The following is a 15,812-nucleotide window of genomic DNA, read 5'->3' on the forward strand; positions in this document are numbered from 1 at the left end:
CGAACGGTCAGCGGGCCGGCGGGAACTTTGCTAGCTGGTGATCCGGCTGTATCCGGTGGATGTAACAGCGTCACGGACTGCCGCAGCAGGGGCAGATCCGGAAACGCCCAGGCGGGAACGGCCGCCCGGGACGCAGCCCGAGGCGGAGGACACCAGGGCCAGTTCTTGCCGGGATTCTGTTCCACACATGTCAGTTCCATTCCGTCAAATGAGAGTTCGATGGGTGCTGGGGTTGAACGGCTGTGACGGCGATGCGGGGCACCTGCCTGGACATACCACTTCACTGACAACGCCTTCAATATACCCCTAGGGGGTATCCTTCGCAAGGGCACTCTCAGGGTTCACTCAGGCCGCCGCGTGCCGTCACTGGAATCTCGGTGCCGGCAGGCCAGCAGGGCGGATGTAGGGCAGGCGCATAAGCCCTCGCCCCCCATTCCGCAACTGCAACACGCCATCATGTACGTAACGAATTTGTAACGTCATTTTTTTCTTGGTTTCATGGTTGGTACCACATACCTTCACCGGGTATGCGTGTACCCGCTTCGCCAAACCCCGCCGGCGGTACATGGACCCTTCACTTCAGGCGGGGGCGGAAGACCCATGAATGACGCCTTTGGGCGTCTTGGGGTGAAGCCTGGCCCTGTCGCTGCATCCCTGTGAGGCGCGCGGCAGGGGAGGCCGGACAGTCCACTCGTCCGAATCCGACAGCTAATTTCGCCGGCGTCGAGAGGACCTACGCTGTGCCTTCCCACGACCATCACGGCCTGCGCCGTGCCATTTTCTCGCGCACATCCAGTAAGGGCCGCCGCCGGGCAGCCGCATCACCAGTGCCAAGGCCGCGGGGCCGCGGCCAAAAGCTGGCTGTCGCGGCGGCGGTGACAGGAATGCTTGGCATGACCGTACTCTCGACGGCCCACGCCGCCCCAACAGGGATCTCGGCCGCCCGGGAGGTTCCCGCCAATGCAGTGGACGCTCCGGCCGCACAGCCCTCCCTGCTCGAGGAGGCAGGATCGTCGCTGGTTTTTGACCGGCCCCAGGTCAAGTCCTCCCCGGCACCGAAAGCGGCACCGAAAGCGGCGCGGAAAATGGCATCGAAGCCGGCGCGGAAAGCGGCATCGAAGCCGGCGCGGAAACCGGCACTGAAGGCTGCACCCAAACCGGTACGGAAGCCGGCACCGAAACCCGCCCGGGCTTCCGCGCCTTCGGCAGGCCTGCGGGCACCGCTCGCCTCGACGATCGTGACTTCCCCATATGGGCACCGCGTCAATCCCCTGACCGGGGCAATCGGCGAATTACATACGGGGCTTGACTTCGCCGGGGCGTGCGGCACGCCCGTTCTGGCTGCGGCCAGGGGGAAGGTCACCGAGGCAGGCTGGAGCCCGTACGGCGGCGGAAACCGGATTGTTGTTGACCACGGCAAGGGCCTGAAGACCACATACAACCATCTGGCCAGCATCGGCGTTTCCAAGGGCCAGACCCTGGCGAAGGGTGGCCGGATAGCCGCCGTCGGAACGACCGGCAGCTCCACCGGCTGCCATCTTCATTTTGAAGTCATGGTCAATGACAGGACCGTCAACCCCGCCAGCTACCTATAGGCAACCAGAGCGACTTCCCGGCTGCGCCTCGCCACTCTCATGGCAGCCGACCGAAGGATTCGTCCTCAGCGGCAAAGCCGTGGATCCACCGGGCCAGCCGCCGGTAGGCATCTGCCCGCACCTCGGTACGGGAGAGGAAGACATCGTGGAGGGCGCCGTCGATGCGCTCCACGGCTACGCTCTGTCCCAGCGACAAGGCGCGGACAGCGATGACGTTGACGTCCAGCACCGAGTCGGTCCTGCGCATCGCCTCGGTCCAGAACGGCCCGTTGGCACTTGCGCCGGAAAGCAGGACCAAAATGGGAATGTCGATGCGGAGCCCCCGGGCCACCTGCGCCTGGCCGGTAAGAACGGCACTCAGCCACGCGGCGCGGACCGGAAAGGCCATGGGTGGCCGGTACCTGTCATCGAGCGTCCATTCGCCTTCCGCGGAGCTGCTGATGCTCCGCCAGTAGAAGCCACGTTCGGGGAGCCGGAGCACAGCCTCCGGCCGCACCCGCGCGAGGGGTTCCACCATGGTCCACGCAGCCCGGCGGACCAGCGAACTGCCGTGCATTTCGAGCCATGGGCTGTTCAGGACCAGTTGTGAAGCTATTCCGGGGTTGCGGCTCACCCAGAGGGCGGCCACCAGGCCTCCGGTGGAGTGTCCCATGAGGACAAGCGACAAGGGTGACGGGGGCTGCCGGTCGGAAATCATGCTGACTGCAGCGCTGATTTCTGCGTCATAGTTCGCCAGGTCGGCGACATAGCCGCCGTGTGTATCGGGCTTCAGGCTGCGGCCGTGGTTGTGCATGTCCAGGGCAAAGAATTCAAAGCCCTGATCGTTCCAGAAGCGTGCGAGGTCGGCATTGAAGAAGTAGTCACTCCAGCCATGCAGGAAGAGCACTGCACGGCGGCTGGCCACCGGACCGGTCTGCTGGCCTATATCCTGCTGCGGGACATAGCGGACGAGCGTCGCAGTGCGGGTGACACCGTCGCCGCCCTTGGCCTCGAAGGCGCAGGATTCGAAACCCTCACCGAGGATGTCGCTCTGCCAGTCCATGGCACCAGCCTAGACGCGACGCTGGCAGTGTGGCGGACGCCAGCCGCACGGGTTTGGTCTGTACCGCCGAAGACGGAAAACTAGAGGCATGCGCGTATATCCCACTTTCTTCAGGCTGGCCTTTTCATGGATGGACGCCGAACGCGCCCACAAGATCGGATTCAAGGGGATCCGCCTGGCCCACTCCACCGGAGCAGGCCGGCTGCTGGCCCGCTTTACGGCACCGCCCGCATCCCTGCAGACGAGCGCGTTCGGGCTCACGTTCCCGTCGCCGTTTGGGCTGGCCGCCGGCTTTGACAAAGAAGGCCACGGCATCGAGGCCCTGACGGAACTCGGCTTCGGCCACGTTGAGGTGGGCACGATCACCGGCCGGGCCCAGCCGGGCAACGAGCAGCCGAGGCTGTTCCGGCTCATCGAAGACCGGGCAGTCATTAACCGGATGGGATTCAACAACGACGGCGCCGCGGCAGTGGCGCCCCGTCTCAAGTCTGCGCGGGCTGCGCTGCAGCGGCGGCACCCAAAGGTGCGCCCGCTTATTGGTGTGAACATCGGCAAAAGCAAAGTTGTGGACCTGGAGCACGCCGCGGAGGATTACCTCATCAGTGCGCGCAGCCTGGCCCCGGCGGCAGACTATCTCGTGGTGAACGTGAGTTCCCCCAATACGCCGGGCCTCCGCCTGCTGCAGAACGTCGAAACTCTGCGGCCGCTTTTGACGGCGGTGGGGGAGGAAGCCGATAAGGCTGCCGGGCGCCACGTGCCGCTGCTCGTCAAAATCGCCCCTGACCTCAGCGATGAGGATATCGACGACGTCGCAAGGCTCGCGCTCGATTTGGGACTGGACGGTATCATTGCCACGAACACGACCATTGGACGCGACGGGCTCAAGTCGGCGCCGGAGAAGATTGAGACCTGCGGTGCAGGGGGACTGTCCGGTGCTCCCTTGAAGTCCCGGTCCCTGGAAGTGCTGCGCCGGCTCAAGGCAGCCACCGACGGCCAGCTCACGCTGGTTTCCGTGGGCGGGGTGGAGACATCCGAAGATGTCCAGGACAGGCTGGATGCCGGTGCCACCCTCGTCCAGGGATACACCGCCTTCCTTTATGAGGGCCCGTTCTGGGCGGCCCGCATCAACCGGCAGCTCGCGAAGAGCCGTCGCGGGGCCTGATTTCCAGTCCGCGGACAGCGGTAAAGCAGCAGTCCGCACAACGAAGAGACGTTCACGCGGGCACGCTATTACACAACAGCCCCAGGCGGTATAACCGCCTGGGGCTGTTGTGTTCGTCAGGTCCGGGCGGGACCCGAGAAGGGATTGAGGTCAGGACGGAAACTGCCCGCGCCGGACCTGCGGCTTGGGGAGGCGAAGCTTCCGGAACTGCAGGGAGCGCATGGAGCCGTACCAGACGGTACCGCGCTCCACTTCGCCGAACTTCTGGGCGAGCCTCTTGCGGAGTTTGCGGGACAGGATAAACACGTCCACGAAGACCGCCAGGAACATGACCCAGAATCCACCCAGGACATAAATCATCTGTTCACTGGTGGACGGGACCACCAGCGAAATGATCACGAAGATCAAAGCGCCGAACATGAGGTATTCGCCGAGGCTGAACCGTGCGTCGACATAGTCACGGGCGAACCGTTTCTGCGGTCCCTTGTCGCGGATGGGCAGGAACCTCTCGTCGCCGGTGTCGAGCGCCTGGCGCGCCTTGAGGCGCTGTTCCTGGATAGCGGCACGCTCTGCCGCCTTCGAGGCCTTGCGGTCCTCCGGCACCAGGGGCCGCTTGCGGGCTGCTTCCTGGGCTTTGCGCTTCGGCGTGGGCGCACCCTTGCCGGCAGCCTCTGCCTGACGGGCAGCTGCCTCGGCTTCCCCTTGGTCTACTACATCCTGCGCCGCTGGCGCTTCCTTTTTACGTCCGAACACCAAAACAGAATACCTTGCAGGACCGGGACGCCGGTCACAGGGGCGTCCCGGGCAAAGCGCGAGGTTAGGCGGGAGGTTACGCGGGCAGCCGAGGCGCGGCCGCCCTATCGACGCAGGGCTCTGCAGCGCGGGTAGTGTTTTGCCATGACTTCACCATCAGCGGCGACCCCGCAACAATCCGGCCGTCCGGTTGGCGGCGTCGACACGGACGCCCTGCGGAACGCCGTTAACGCGACGTTTGAGACCACGATGTCCCAGCTGACAGACCTGGTCAGCATCCCGGGCATCGCCTGGGCGAGCTTCCATCCTCCGGAGCTGGACCGCAGCGCCGAGGCCGTCGCAGCCTTGGTCCGGAGCGCCGGCCTCGGGGACGTCAGGATTCTTCGGTGCAATAAGGAGGACGGGACACCCGGGGGGCCGGCCGTGGTGGCGCGTCGCGAAGCGGCGGAAGGCAAGCCGACAGTCCTGCTGTACGCCCACCATGACGTACAGCCGCCGGGCGATTTGACGCTGTGGGAATCGGAGCCCTTTGCCGCCGTCGAACGCGACCGCCGGCTGTACGGCCGCGGGGCTGCGGACGACAAAGCCGGAATTATGGCGCACATCGCTGCCTATGGGGCTGTGACGAGGGTACTGGGTGACGACTTCGGGCTCGGCGTGACCCTTTTCTTCGAGGGCGAGGAAGAGGCCGGTTCGCCGACCTTCCGGACCTTCCTGGAAACGCACCGCGAACTGCTCCGGGCTGATGTCATCGTCGTGGCGGATTCAAGCAACTGGAAGGTGGGGGTGCCGGCCCTGACCACGAGCCTCCGGGGCCTGATCGACGGAACCATCGAAGTGCAGGTGCTGGAGCATGCGGTGCACTCCGGGATGTACGGCGGTCCGGTGCTGGATGCACCCACCCTGTTGTCCCGCCTTATCGCAACCCTGCACGATGACGAGGGCAACGTGGCCATTGAGGGTTTGGTCAGCCGCGACGAAGTCATGGTGGACCTCACGGAGGATGAGTTCAGGTCGGACGCTTCGGTCCTCGACGGCGTCAAGTTGGCAGGCGCCGGGACCATAGCGTCGCGGATGTGGACCAAGCCTGCGCTTTCCATTATCGGTTTCGACGCTCCTGCCGTTGACGTTGCCTCGAATACGCTGCAGCCCAGGGCCCGGGCCAAATTCAGTCTGCGGCTGGCCCCCGGCCAGCTTCCGGCAGAAGCCATGCTGGCAGTCCGGCGTCACGTCGAGATGCATGCACCGTTCGGTGCGAAGGTTGTCTTCACCCCTGGGGAAAGCGGCAACGGCTACCTTGCGGACAGGGATTCCGCAGCGGCGGCGTTCGCCATGTGGGCGCTGGGGGAGTCGTGGGGCGTGCCGGCCGTGGAAATGGGCATCGGCGGCTCCATCCCCTTCATTTCGGACCTGACGGATCTCTATCCGGACGCCCAGATCCTCGTCACGGGGGTGGAGGACCCGGACTCCCGGGCGCACTCCGCCAACGAATCCCTGCATATTGGGGACTTTCGAAATGCCGTGGTGGCCGAGTCGCTGCTGTTGGCGCGCATTAACAGCGAGGGCCTGGGCTGACAACCTCGGCCTGAGCTGATGGCTCCGGTCCTGACATGGGCTGCCGTGGCCTCATGGGAACAAGCGGGGGACGGCAATGGTTACGCCTGTAGTTAGAGCTAAGCGTGCTATCGACGTAGCATGTAGCTATAGCCCATACCGTTTCCGTAGGGGCAGGCGCCGTGCACGCGGGGCCGCCAGGACCGTCGTTAGAAGGTAGGCCAATGAGCACTACGACCAATGAAAACAGCTCCGAATCCACTGGCACGGCAAGTGCCGAACTGGCGAGCCACGAGGTGCAGCTGACAGACGTTGCCGCGGGCAAGGTCCGCAGCCTCCTTGAGCAGGAAGGCCGCACAGACCTCCGTCTTCGCGTTGCGGTGCAGCCGGGCGGCTGCTCCGGACTGATTTACCAGCTTTACTTCGATGAGCGCCTTCTGGAGGGCGACGCTGTACGCGACTATGACGGCGTCGAGGTCGTGGTCGACAAGATGAGCGTGCCGTATCTCAGCGGTGCCAGCATCGACTTTGAGGACACCATTTCCAAGCAGGGGTTCACCATCGACAACCCCAACGCCGGCGGTTCATGCGCCTGCGGCGATTCATTCCACTAACGGGCCCGCTTGCCCTTCCTCACGCTGTGGCGGCGCCGGTATTGACCGGCGCCGCCACACTGGCGCCGACATGTGGGCGAAAACGCGTTGGGAACGGTAAGCTCTACACCGAGTAGTAAAACCTTTAGTGTGCCCGGGACGTCTTAGGCCGCCCTGGCAACAGCAACAAGTAGGAAGGGCCGTCTGTGAGTTCGCAGAACCGAACCGGCAGCCGACGCAAAACGATCACTACGATCACTGGCTTGGCAACTGCCGGCGCGTTGGTTTTGACTGGATGTTCGCCAGTGGTAGAGAAGGGGTGGCTCCCCACTGAGCGTGGGACCACCAGTAATACCGACCGCATCATGGACCTCTGGGTCAACTCATGGATTGCCGCTCTCGTGGTGGGCATCATTACCTGGGGCCTGATTGTCTGGTGCATCGTGGCTTACCGGCGCCGCAAGGGAACCGTCGGATTCCCCCGGCAGACCAGCTTCAACCTTCCGCTCGAGGTCTTCTACCTGACGATCCCGCTGTTCATGGTCCTGGTGTTCTTCTACTTCACCGACCGCGACCAGCAGGCCATCGATGACCGCTCGCAGCCGGCCGATGTCGTCGTTGACGTCCGCGGCAAGCAGTGGGCCTGGGACTTCAACTACAAGAAGGGCGAGGTCATCACCGAGGACGTCCACGAAGCCGGCGTCCAGGCACACCTGACCGGTGAAGCAGTGGACAAGGAGAAACTGCCCACGCTCTACCTGCCCGTCGGCAAGTCCGTGGACGTGGAACTGAACTCCCGGGACGTTATCCACTCCTTCTGGGTTCCCGCTTTCCTGCAGAAGCGCGACATGATCCCCGGCAAGACCAACTACATCCGGTTTACGCCCACTAAAGAGGGCACGTACGACGGCAAATGTGCCGAGCTCTGCGGCGAATACCACTCCGAAATGCTGTTCCGCGTGAAGGTGGTTTCCGAGTCTGAATTCCAGGCGCACATGACCCAGCTCCGCCAGGACGGCAACACGGGACTGCTCGGCGAAGAGTACGACCGCAACCCTGGCCTGAACGAAACGAAGTAAGGGGAGCGACGTGGCTACTTACACTCAATACACTCAACCCGTCGGTGTCCTCGAGGCGCCCGTAGTACCGAAATCCAAGGGACGCATCGTCGTCAACTGGATCACCTCCACTGACCACAAGACCATCGGGTACATGTACCTGATCGCGTCCTTCGTGTTCTTCTGCCTCGGTGGCGTGATGGCGCTGCTCATCCGTGCCGAACTGTTCGAACCCGGCATGCAGATCCTGCAGACCAAAGAGCAGTACAACCAGATGTTCACCATGCACGGAACGGTGATGCTGCTGATGTTCGCCACCCCGCTCTTTGCCGGGTTCGCGAACGTGATCATGCCGCTGCAGATCGGCGCCCCCGATGTGGCGTTCCCGAGGCTGAATGCGCTGGCTTTCTGGTTCTTCCTCTTTGGTTCCACCATCGCAGTGTCTGGCTTCATCACCCCGCAGGGTGCTGCATCGTTCGGCTGGTTCGCGTACGCGCCGTTGTCCAACACGACGTTCAGCCCCGGCATCGGCGGTGACCTGTGGGTCTTCGGCCTGGCGCTCTCGGGCTTCGGCACCATCCTCGGTGCGGTCAACTTCATCACCACCATCATCTGCATGCGTGCACCGGGCATGACGATGTGGCGCATGCCGATCTTCACCTGGAACACGCTGGTCACCGCGATCCTGGTCCTCATGGCGTTCCCGCCGCTGGCCGCCGCGCTCTTCGCCCTTGGCGCAGACCGCCGCTTCGGGGCGCACATCTTCGACCCGGACAACGGCGGGGCCGTGCTCTGGCAGCACCTGTTCTGGTTCTTCGGCCACCCCGAGGTGTACATCATCGCGCTGCCGTTCTTCGGCATCGTCTCCGAGATCTTCCCGGTCTTCAGCCGCAAGCCGATCTTCGGCTATAAGGGCCTGGTGTACGCCACGATCGCCATTGCCGCCCTGTCCGTCACCGTCTGGGCACACCACATGTACGTGACCGGTTCGGTACTGCTGCCGTTCTTCGCCTTCATGACCATGCTCATCGCGGTTCCGACCGGTGTGAAGTTCTTCAACTGGATCGGCACGATGTGGCGGGGCTCCATCACATTCGAGACCCCGATGCTGTGGAGCATCGGCTTCCTCATCACGTTCCTCTTCGGTGGCCTTACCGGCATCATCCTGGCCTCGCCGCCGCTGGACTTCCACGTCTCGGACTCGTACTTCGTGGTGGCGCACTTCCACTACGTGGTGTTCGGCACCGTGGTGTTCGCGATGTTCGCCGGCTTCTACTTCTGGTGGCCGAAGTGGACGGGCAAGATGCTCAATGAGCGCCTCGGCAAGATTCACTTCTGGCTCCTGTTCCTGGGCTTCCACGGCACGTTCCTGATCCAGCACTGGCTCGGTGTTGAAGGCATGCCGCGCCGCTACGCGGACTACATGCCGCAGGACAACTTCACCTGGATGAACCAGTTCTCCACGATCTCCTCGTTTGTGCTGGGCGCGTCGCTGATCCCGTTCTTCTGGAACGTCTACATCACCGCCCGCAGCAGCGAAAAAGTCATGGTGGACGATCCCTGGGGCTTCGGTGCATCGCTCGAGTGGGCCACGTCCTGCCCGCCGCCGCGCCACAACTTCACGTCCCTGCCGCGCATCCGTTCGGAGCGCCCGGCACTGGACCTGCACCACCCTGAACTCTCACAGTCACACACCGTTGAGTCACCGGCACCGGCAGCAGCTGTGCTCGGTAACGCCGATCAGAAGGACACTGCGCAGTGAAGATCGAATCTTGGATTTTTGGAGCCGGAGTCTTCTTCTTCGTACCGGTCTCCCTGATTTACGGTTTCCTTACCAACTGGCATGAGTGGGTCGGCACGCTGGGTATCCTGCTCGTAGGCGGCCTTGCGGGCATGATTGGCGCCTACTTGGGCTTCACCGGCAAGCGGGTTGGTATGCGCCCAGAGGACCGCAATGACGCCGAGATCCATGAAGGCGCCGGCGAACAGGGGCACTTCAGCCCCTGGAGCTGGTGGCCCTTGATGCTTGGTCTGACCTGTGCCGCAGGTTTCCTGGGTCTCGCCATCGGGTTCTGGATCACCTTCATTGCCGCAGGCATGGCGATCATCACACTCGTAGGCTGGGTCTACGAGTACAGCCGCGGTGACCACGCCCACTAGGCTGCAGACACCGGACTGACGAAACAGCCAAAACGACGGCGGGCCCCACCTCACAGGTGGGGCCCGCCGTCGTTCGTTGTCTTGGCTGGTGCTAGAGAAACTTAATTGGCCTTCTGTGACTCCAGCAGCTCAACAAGCCCCGTCAATGCGGCTTCGGCCTCAACGAGGCTGCGGCCGGCCGGCAGAGCGGATTCCGTGATTCCCAGTTCCACTTCACAGCCACAGTTGAAGTCGGCTGTCATGACCTCCAGCAGAGACCGGGCATCAACGGCGCTGATCCCGGCCTTGCGGATGGTGACCGGCAAACCGGTCTCCGTCACGGCCCGGACAAACACCGCAGCAGGGCGGGCGTGCAGGCCTACAGCCGCCGAAACGATTGCCTTGCGAACTGGCAACTGGACTCCTTTACTTGGACGGAATGACGCCGTCGTCTTCTGCGTTCGCCCTTAAGAATATCCGCCCGGCAGGTGCCTGATCTTCACTCATGGAAGCTGGTCTAGACCTGACGGCGGAGTGGTTTAACCTTGAAGGGTGAACATCCATTCCAGGAGCAGCTGCCATGGCCGCTAGCGCAGCAGCCGGCATCGCCGGTGAGATCGACAGGAAGAGCGGCACCCCCATCTACGTCCAGCTGCGGGAAATTCTGCGGACGTACATTGCCACGTCCTGTCCGCCAGGCTCCGGCCTTCCGTCGGAGCGTGAACTGGCGGAACGCTTCGGCCTGGCGCGGATGACTGTTCGCCAGGCGATCGATGCCCTGGTGGGGGAGGAAGTCATCGAGCGGGTCGTAGGGTTAGGCACGTTCGTCCGCAAACCGAAGCTTGACCTTCAGGTCAAGCTCACGTCGTACAGCGAGGAAATGCAGCGGCGTGGCATGGTGCCTGCCGCCAAGGTTCTCAGCTTCGAGCAGATCGCTGCCAGTGCCTTTCTGGCGCGGGAACTCCAGCTGGAGGAGGGAACGCCCCTGGTCCGCTTCCGGCGCCTTCTGCTGGCCGATAATGAGCCGATGAGCGTGGACGAGAATTTTATCCCTGCCCACCGCGTCCCTGGGCTGCTCGACGGCGAACCGCCGACCTCGCTGTACAACGTTTTGAGCGAACAGTTCGGGCTGGTGATGGAATGGGGCGAAGACATGATCGAGGCCACGGCGGCATCGCCCTCCACCGCGCGGCTGCTGAATGTCGAAATCGGATCGCCGTTGCTGAAGATCCAGCGGCACGCGTTTGTTGCCCGCGCTATGGTGGACTATTCCGTGTCCTTCTACCGTGCCGACAGGTACAAGCTCTGGGTGCCGTTGCAGCGGCCTGGTGTGCGGCCCACCCGCAACTATGCCTCCGGCTACCGGAACAAATAGCCTGGGCCCTGTAGGCCAGGGCAGAGCAATGCAGAAAGGCCCCGTCCAACCGGACGGGGCCTTTCTGCAGGTGCTAACCGCTGGGAGTGATCCTAGTGGCTGAGGGTCCTCTGGCCTGCGCCTGCTTCAACAGCCTCGTGGTGGCCATGGCTGGCCTCCAGCTCGGCCGGCGTCGCCGGGGCAACCCTGTCCTCGAAGAACCACTGGGAGAGCTTCGCGCGGCGCTTCTCCTTGCGCGTGACAATGCCGTGTTCGTTCGGCACAGCGGGCAGCGGAACCGGCGACTCGAAGCCGACCAGCCTGTACCGCTTGTATTCGTCGAGCGGAGCGTGGACCTCGATGAATTCACCGTGCGGTAGCCGAACAATGCGGCCGGTCTCACGTCCGTGGAGGGCGATTTCCCGGTCCTTGCGCTGCAGCGCCAGGGCCACCCGCTTGGTGACAACGAACGCAATGATCGGGCCCAGGAAGAACAGTGCCCGCAGCCAGTACGTGACGTCGTTCAGCGCCACGTGGAAGTGGGTGGCGATGAGGTCGGAGCTTGCAGCCGCCCACATCACGCAATAGAACGTAAATCCTGCCATGCCAATAGCCGTCCGTGTAGGGGCGTTGCGCGGACGGTCGAGGACGTGGTGCTCGCGGTTGTCCTTGGTGATCCAGCGCTCGATCCATGGGTACATGAACAGGACGGTGAAGACGAGGCCTGCCGGCACCAGGGCCGGGAGGAGTACGTTGAGGGTCAGGACATAGCCGAAGATGACGTACTCGAAGTGGAAGTCGCCAAGCACACCCGGCATGAGTCGGAGCGCACCGTCCACCCAGCCGATGTACCAGTCAGGCTGCGTGCCTGCGGAAACCGGGGAGGGGTCGTACGGGCCATAGTTCCAGATCGGGTTGATGGTGAAGAACCCGGCCATCAGGGCAATCACACCGAAGACGATGAAGAAGAATCCACCGGCCTTGGCTGCATAAACCGGGCCCAGCGGGTAGCCGACGACGTTGCCGTCGTTGCGGCCCGGGCCGGGGTACTGGGTGTGCTTGTGCACGACCACCATGAAGAGGTGGAGGACGATCATGAGGAGGATCAGTGCCGGAACCAGCAGGATGTGGAGCGTGTACAGACGGCCGATGATCATCGTGCCGGGGAATTCCCCGCCGAAGAGGAAGAAGGAGGTGTACGTGCCGATGACCGGGATGGACTTGATAACACCGTCAATGATGCGCAGACCGTTACCGGACAGCAGGTCATCGGGAAGCGAGTATCCGGTGAAGCCGGCAGCCATGGCCAGGATCAGCAGGACGCCGCCCACCACCCAGTTGAGTTCACGGGGCTTGCGGAATGCGCCGGTGAAGAACACGCGCAGCATGTGTACGGCGACGGATGCCACGAACAGCAGCGCTGCCCAGTGGTGGACCTGGCGCATGAAGAGACCGCCGCGGACATCGAAGGAAATGTCCAGCGACGAGCTGTAGGCAACTGACATCTCAACGTTCTTCAACGGGATGTAGGACCCGTTGTAGTGGGTCTCCGCCATGGACGGATCGAAGAAGAAGGTCAGGAAGGTGCCGGACAGCAGGAGGATGACGAAGGAGTACAGGGCCACTTCGCCGAACATGAAGGACCAGTGGTCCGGGAATACCTTGCGGCCGAACTCGCGGAGAATGCCTGAACCGCCGACGCGTTCGTCGACAAAATCAGTGATGCGTCCGACTTTGGTGTTGGCTGTGTAGGCGGGGGCTTCAGCTGTTGTTGCTGCGCTCATGCATATCACGCTCCCAGTAACTTGGTCCTACAGGTTCTTTGAAGTCGCTCGTCGCGACCAGGTAGCCCTCATCGTCAACCGCAATGGGCAGCTGGGGGAGAGGACGGCTGGCGGGGCCAAAGATAACCTTGCATTCCTTGGTCAGGTCGAAGGTGGACTGGTGGCACGGGCACAGCAGGTGGTGCGTCTGCTGCTCGTAAAGAGCAACGGGGCAGCCGACGTGGGTGCAGATCTTCGAGTAGGCAACGATGCCGTTGTAACCCCAGTTTTCGCGGCCCGGCGACGGGTTGAGAGCAGCGGGGTCAAGACGCATGAGCAGGACGACGGCCTTGGCCTTTTCGTTCAGCTTGCCTTCGTGGAGATCGTTGAGGCCTTCCGGAATCACGTGGAAGGCGGATCCGATGGTAACGTCCGACGCCTTGATGGGTGTGCCGTCGGGGTCTCGGGCGAGGCGCTTGAGCTTCCCGTCCTGCGGCGCCCACATGGTGTGCGCCAGCTTGTTGTCTGGACGGGGACCAAGGTCTCCGAAGACAGCCAGTGCGGGCAGCGGCGCGAGTGCTACCGCGCCGAGCAGAGTGTTCCGGATGAGGGGGCGGCGCTTGATGCCCGTCTCCTCCACGATGTCGTCGACAATGCGAACGGCAGCCTGGCGGTCGTCTTCCAGCCGGATGGCGTGGCGTTCCTCGGATACTTCGTGGTCCGGCATCAGGGCCTTCGCCCAGTGGACGATGCCGGTGCCGATGCCGAGCATCGCAAACGCTGTTCCCACGCCCAGCAGGGCGTTCTGCAGCCTGATGGTAGCGATCGTGGAGTTATCGCCCAGGTCAATAGCGAAGTACGCCACCAGGAAGATCACGGTGCCAACGACCGACGTGCCGAACAGAATGGCTACCTGCCGTTCTGCTCGCTTCGCGGCCTTCGGGTCCGTGTCAGCCAGGCGCAAACGGTGCGGGGGAATTCCAGGGTCCTGGAACTTCTCCACCTCATTCTGACCAGCCGTAGCTACGGTGCCCGAGTGGTTCGGACTGCCGTCACTATGGTTGCCCATGATTCGCCTCATCCTTCTCTCGTCTCGGCGTTGCCGAGTTAATGTTCAATTTCAAACCTGCTGAACGGTCAACAGGACGTTCTTTTGTTGTGACCTGCGCGTGCTAGGACGTGCGGGACGTCAGCCAGATGGTGAAGGCGATGATGACGCCAAGGCCGGCAATCCAGACAAACAGGCCTTCAGATACCGGGCCGAGGGCGCCGAGGTCTGCGCCGCCGGGGGAGCCGGTGGCTTCGATCTGCTTGAGGAAGGTGACGATGTCCCGCTTGCCTTCGGGGGTGATGTTGGAGTCGCTGAAGACCGGCATGTTCTGCGGCCCGGTGACCATAGCTTCGTAGATGTGCTTGCCCGAAACGTCAGCCAGGGCAGGAGCGAACTTTCCGCGGGTCAGGGCTCCGCCGGCGGCCGCAGCGTTGTGGCACATGGCGCAGTTGGTCCGGAACAGTTCGCCACCCTTGGCTGCGTCGCCCTGCTCATCGAGGACGCCAGCCTCGGGGATGGCCGGGCCAGCGCCCAGAGATGCGACGTACGCGGCGAGCTGGTGGGTCTGCTGCTCGTTGAACTGGGCAGGCTTCTTGTACGCCTGGGGACCGTTCATCTGCATGGGCATGCGTCCCGTGCCGACCTGGAAGTCGACGGCGGCGGCGCCGACACCTACCAGGGACGGACCGTCGTGCGTTCCGCCGGCACCCATGCCGTGGCAGGTGGCGCAGTTGGCGGCGAAGAGCTTTTCGCCTTCCTCTGTGTCACTGGCACTGAACTGGGTGGTGCTGGCTTTCGCCTGGTTGACGGTGGTGGCAACGGCGTACAGCCCACCAGTGAGGAGGAGACCCATCAACAGCAGCGCAATGGCTGCCAGTGGGTGACGTCGCTTCTGCGAGAGTGCCTTCACGTGGTGGTTCCTTTATTCGATCGTGCGTGGGCTCCGGGAGCCGCTTCTTGAAAATCAGTCTCTTGGGGAAAAAGAGTGACGTCTGGGTTACATGAGGACATAGATGACCAGGAAGAGGCCGATCCAGACGACATCCACGAAGTGCCAGTAGTACGAAGTGACAATCGCCGAAGTCGCTTCGAAGTGACCGAACTTCTTTGCGGCGAACGAGCGGCCCATGATGAGGAGGAACGCGATCAGGCCGCCGATGACGTGGAGGCCGTGGAAGCCGGTGGTCATGTAGAAGGCAGAGCCGTAGGCATTCGACGAAAGCGTCACATGCTCGGAAACCAGCATGGCGTATTCGGTCGTCTGGCCAGCCACGAAGAAGGAACCCATCAGGAACGTCAGGGTGAACCACTCGTTCATGCCCCAGCGGGTGAACTGCAGCGGTCCGCCGCTGCGTCGCGGCTGGAGCCGTTCGGCGGCGAAGACGCCCATCTGGCAAGTGAAGGAACTGGCCACGAGGACGATCGTGTTAACGAGCGCAAAGGGGAAGTTGAGCTTGGCCGTCTCTTCAGCCCACATCTGTCCGGAAGTGGACCGGAGTGTGAAGTACATGGCAAAGAGGCCGGCGAAGAACATCAACTCGCTGGACAGCCAAACTACGGTTCCGACAGAAACCATATTGGGGCGGTTCAGCGTGGGGTGCGCCGGGGTACTGGGGGCATGGGTCGCAGATGTCACATAGACATTATGTCGGTAAAACTCCGTCCTGCCCAACGCAAACCGCCTTTTGGGGGGACTTTTTCTACAAAGACGCGAAATCGCGCTGAAAAGTTCCGGGCAGGGTTCACAT

General features: G+C 63.0%; 16 protein-coding genes and 1 riboswitch. Of the genes, 8 read left to right on the forward strand and 8 right to left on the reverse strand.

The window, feature by feature from the left end:
• Window positions 1-30: 30 nt before the first annotated feature.
• Window positions 31-189, reverse strand: a complete 159-nt coding sequence (locus tag J7E80_RS03540; RefSeq protein ID WP_215050095.1) for a heavy-metal-associated domain-containing protein — start codon at window positions 187-189, stop codon at window positions 31-33.
• 344 nt (window positions 190-533) lie between these two features.
• A riboswitch (cyclic di-AMP (ydaO/yuaA leader) is annotated at window positions 534-735 on the forward strand.
• A gap of 158 nt (window positions 736-893) precedes the next feature.
• Here J7E80_RS03540 and J7E80_RS03545 point away from each other — a divergent pair.
• A complete protein-coding gene (locus tag J7E80_RS03545) occupies window positions 894-1,595 on the forward strand; it encodes a M23 family metallopeptidase (protein ID WP_251036388.1) in 702 nt (233 codons plus the stop codon).
• Between the two features lie 37 nt (window positions 1,596-1,632).
• Here the strand turns inward: J7E80_RS03545 and J7E80_RS03550 are convergent, their stop codons facing one another.
• Window positions 1,633-2,637 (reverse strand): alpha/beta hydrolase, encoded by a 1,005-nt coding sequence (locus J7E80_RS03550; protein WP_215050096.1) that lies wholly within the window; start codon window positions 2,635-2,637, stop codon window positions 1,633-1,635.
• A gap of 88 nt (window positions 2,638-2,725) precedes the next feature.
• Here J7E80_RS03550 and J7E80_RS03555 point away from each other — a divergent pair, with 88 nt between their 5' ends.
• Window positions 2,726-3,799, forward strand: a complete 1,074-nt coding sequence (locus tag J7E80_RS03555; protein ID WP_215050097.1) for a quinone-dependent dihydroorotate dehydrogenase — start codon at window positions 2,726-2,728, stop codon at window positions 3,797-3,799.
• Window positions 3,800-3,949: 150 nt separating this feature from the next.
• On the opposite strand, the gene J7E80_RS03560 is transcribed toward J7E80_RS03555, so the two are convergent.
• The gene (locus J7E80_RS03560; protein ID WP_215050098.1) at window positions 3,950-4,552 is read right to left on the reverse strand and encodes a DUF3043 domain-containing protein; all 603 of its coding nucleotides are present in this window, start codon (window positions 4,550-4,552) and stop codon (window positions 3,950-3,952) included.
• 144 nt (window positions 4,553-4,696) lie between these two features.
• Between J7E80_RS03560 and J7E80_RS03565 the strand changes: the two genes are divergently transcribed.
• The 5 genes from J7E80_RS03565 to J7E80_RS03585 all read left to right on the forward strand — a co-directional run bounded on the left by J7E80_RS03565 (window position 4,697) and on the right by J7E80_RS03585 (window position 9,917).
• Window positions 4,697-6,127: a dipeptidase gene (locus J7E80_RS03565; protein ID WP_215050099.1), complete on the forward strand. Its 1,431-nt coding sequence runs from the start codon at window positions 4,697-4,699 to the stop codon at window positions 6,125-6,127.
• 203 nt (window positions 6,128-6,330) lie between these two features.
• Window positions 6,331-6,720, forward strand: coding sequence for an iron-sulfur cluster assembly accessory protein (locus tag J7E80_RS03570; RefSeq protein WP_215050100.1), 390 nt, complete (start codon window positions 6,331-6,333; stop codon window positions 6,718-6,720).
• A gap of 185 nt (window positions 6,721-6,905) precedes the next feature.
• Entirely contained in the window at window positions 6,906-7,778 is an 873-nt protein-coding gene (coxB, locus tag J7E80_RS03575; RefSeq protein ID WP_215050101.1) for a cytochrome c oxidase subunit II, read from the forward strand.
• A 10-nt stretch (window positions 7,779-7,788) separates the two neighbouring features.
• Window positions 7,789-9,519, forward strand: a complete 1,731-nt coding sequence (ctaD, locus tag J7E80_RS03580; RefSeq protein ID WP_215050102.1) for a cytochrome c oxidase subunit I — start codon at window positions 7,789-7,791, stop codon at window positions 9,517-9,519.
• On the forward strand, window positions 9,516-9,917 hold the full coding sequence (locus tag J7E80_RS03585) for a cytochrome c oxidase subunit 4 (protein ID WP_215050103.1): 402 nt from the start codon (window positions 9,516-9,518) through the stop codon (window positions 9,915-9,917). The genes ctaD and J7E80_RS03585 overlap by 4 nt, the downstream gene beginning before the upstream one ends.
• Before the next feature lie 101 nt (window positions 9,918-10,018).
• On the opposite strand, the gene J7E80_RS03590 is transcribed toward J7E80_RS03585, so the two are convergent.
• The gene (locus J7E80_RS03590) at window positions 10,019-10,312 is read right to left on the reverse strand and encodes an HPr family phosphocarrier protein (protein ID WP_215050104.1); all 294 of its coding nucleotides are present in this window, start codon (window positions 10,310-10,312) and stop codon (window positions 10,019-10,021) included.
• Between the two features lie 164 nt (window positions 10,313-10,476).
• Here J7E80_RS03590 and J7E80_RS03595 point away from each other — a divergent pair, with 164 nt between their 5' ends.
• Window positions 10,477-11,271 (forward strand): GntR family transcriptional regulator, encoded by a 795-nt coding sequence (locus J7E80_RS03595; protein WP_215050105.1) that lies wholly within the window; start codon window positions 10,477-10,479, stop codon window positions 11,269-11,271.
• 92 nt (window positions 11,272-11,363) lie between these two features.
• On the opposite strand, the gene J7E80_RS03600 is transcribed toward J7E80_RS03595, so the two are convergent.
• The 4 genes from J7E80_RS03600 to J7E80_RS03615 form a co-directional block, all read right to left on the reverse strand.
• Window positions 11,364-13,034 (reverse strand): cytochrome bc complex cytochrome b subunit, encoded by a 1,671-nt coding sequence (locus J7E80_RS03600; protein WP_215050106.1) that lies wholly within the window; start codon window positions 13,032-13,034, stop codon window positions 11,364-11,366.
• Complete coding sequence (locus J7E80_RS03605; protein WP_215050107.1) at window positions 13,012-14,082, reverse strand: ubiquinol-cytochrome c reductase iron-sulfur subunit; 1,071 nt, start codon at window positions 14,080-14,082, stop codon at window positions 13,012-13,014. Before J7E80_RS03605 ends, J7E80_RS03600 begins: the two co-directional genes overlap by 23 nt.
• Before the next feature lie 103 nt (window positions 14,083-14,185).
• On the reverse strand, window positions 14,186-14,974 hold the full coding sequence (locus tag J7E80_RS03610) for a c-type cytochrome (RefSeq protein ID WP_215050108.1): 789 nt from the start codon (window positions 14,972-14,974) through the stop codon (window positions 14,186-14,188).
• A gap of 87 nt (window positions 14,975-15,061) precedes the next feature.
• Window positions 15,062-15,736: a heme-copper oxidase subunit III gene (locus J7E80_RS03615; protein WP_251036391.1), complete on the reverse strand. Its 675-nt coding sequence runs from the start codon at window positions 15,734-15,736 to the stop codon at window positions 15,062-15,064.
• Window positions 15,737-15,812: the final 76 nt, after the last annotated feature.

It is taken from the genome of Arthrobacter sp. ISL-28 (genome assembly GCF_018613875.1).
Classification (GTDB): Bacteria; Actinomycetota; Actinomycetes; order Actinomycetales; family Micrococcaceae; genus Arthrobacter.

Bases quoted from the DNA above. Each gene is read 5' to 3' on its own strand.
- J7E80_RS03595 (WP_215050105.1), top strand. From the start codon at position 10,477: ATGGCCGCTAGCGCAGCAGCCGGCATCGCCGGTGAGATCGACAGGAAG.
- J7E80_RS03565 (WP_215050099.1), top strand. From the start codon at position 4,697: ATGACTTCACCATCAGCGGCGACCCCGCAACAATCCGGCCGTCCGGTT.
- J7E80_RS03540 (WP_215050095.1), bottom strand. From the start codon at position 189: ATGTGTGGAACAGAATCCCGGCAAGAACTGGCCCTGGTGTCCTCCGCC.
- J7E80_RS03605 (WP_215050107.1), bottom strand. From the start codon at position 14,082: ATGGGCAACCATAGTGACGGCAGTCCGAACCACTCGGGCACCGTAGCT.
- J7E80_RS03555 (WP_215050097.1), top strand. From the start codon at position 2,726: ATGCGCGTATATCCCACTTTCTTCAGGCTGGCCTTTTCATGGATGGAC.
- J7E80_RS03550 (WP_215050096.1), bottom strand. From the start codon at position 2,637: ATGGACTGGCAGAGCGACATCCTCGGTGAGGGTTTCGAATCCTGCGCC.
- J7E80_RS03570 (WP_215050100.1), top strand. From the start codon at position 6,331: ATGAGCACTACGACCAATGAAAACAGCTCCGAATCCACTGGCACGGCA.
- J7E80_RS03545 (WP_251036388.1), top strand. From the start codon at position 894: ATGACCGTACTCTCGACGGCCCACGCCGCCCCAACAGGGATCTCGGCC.
- J7E80_RS03600 (WP_215050106.1), bottom strand. From the start codon at position 13,034: ATGAGCGCAGCAACAACAGCTGAAGCCCCCGCCTACACAGCCAACACC.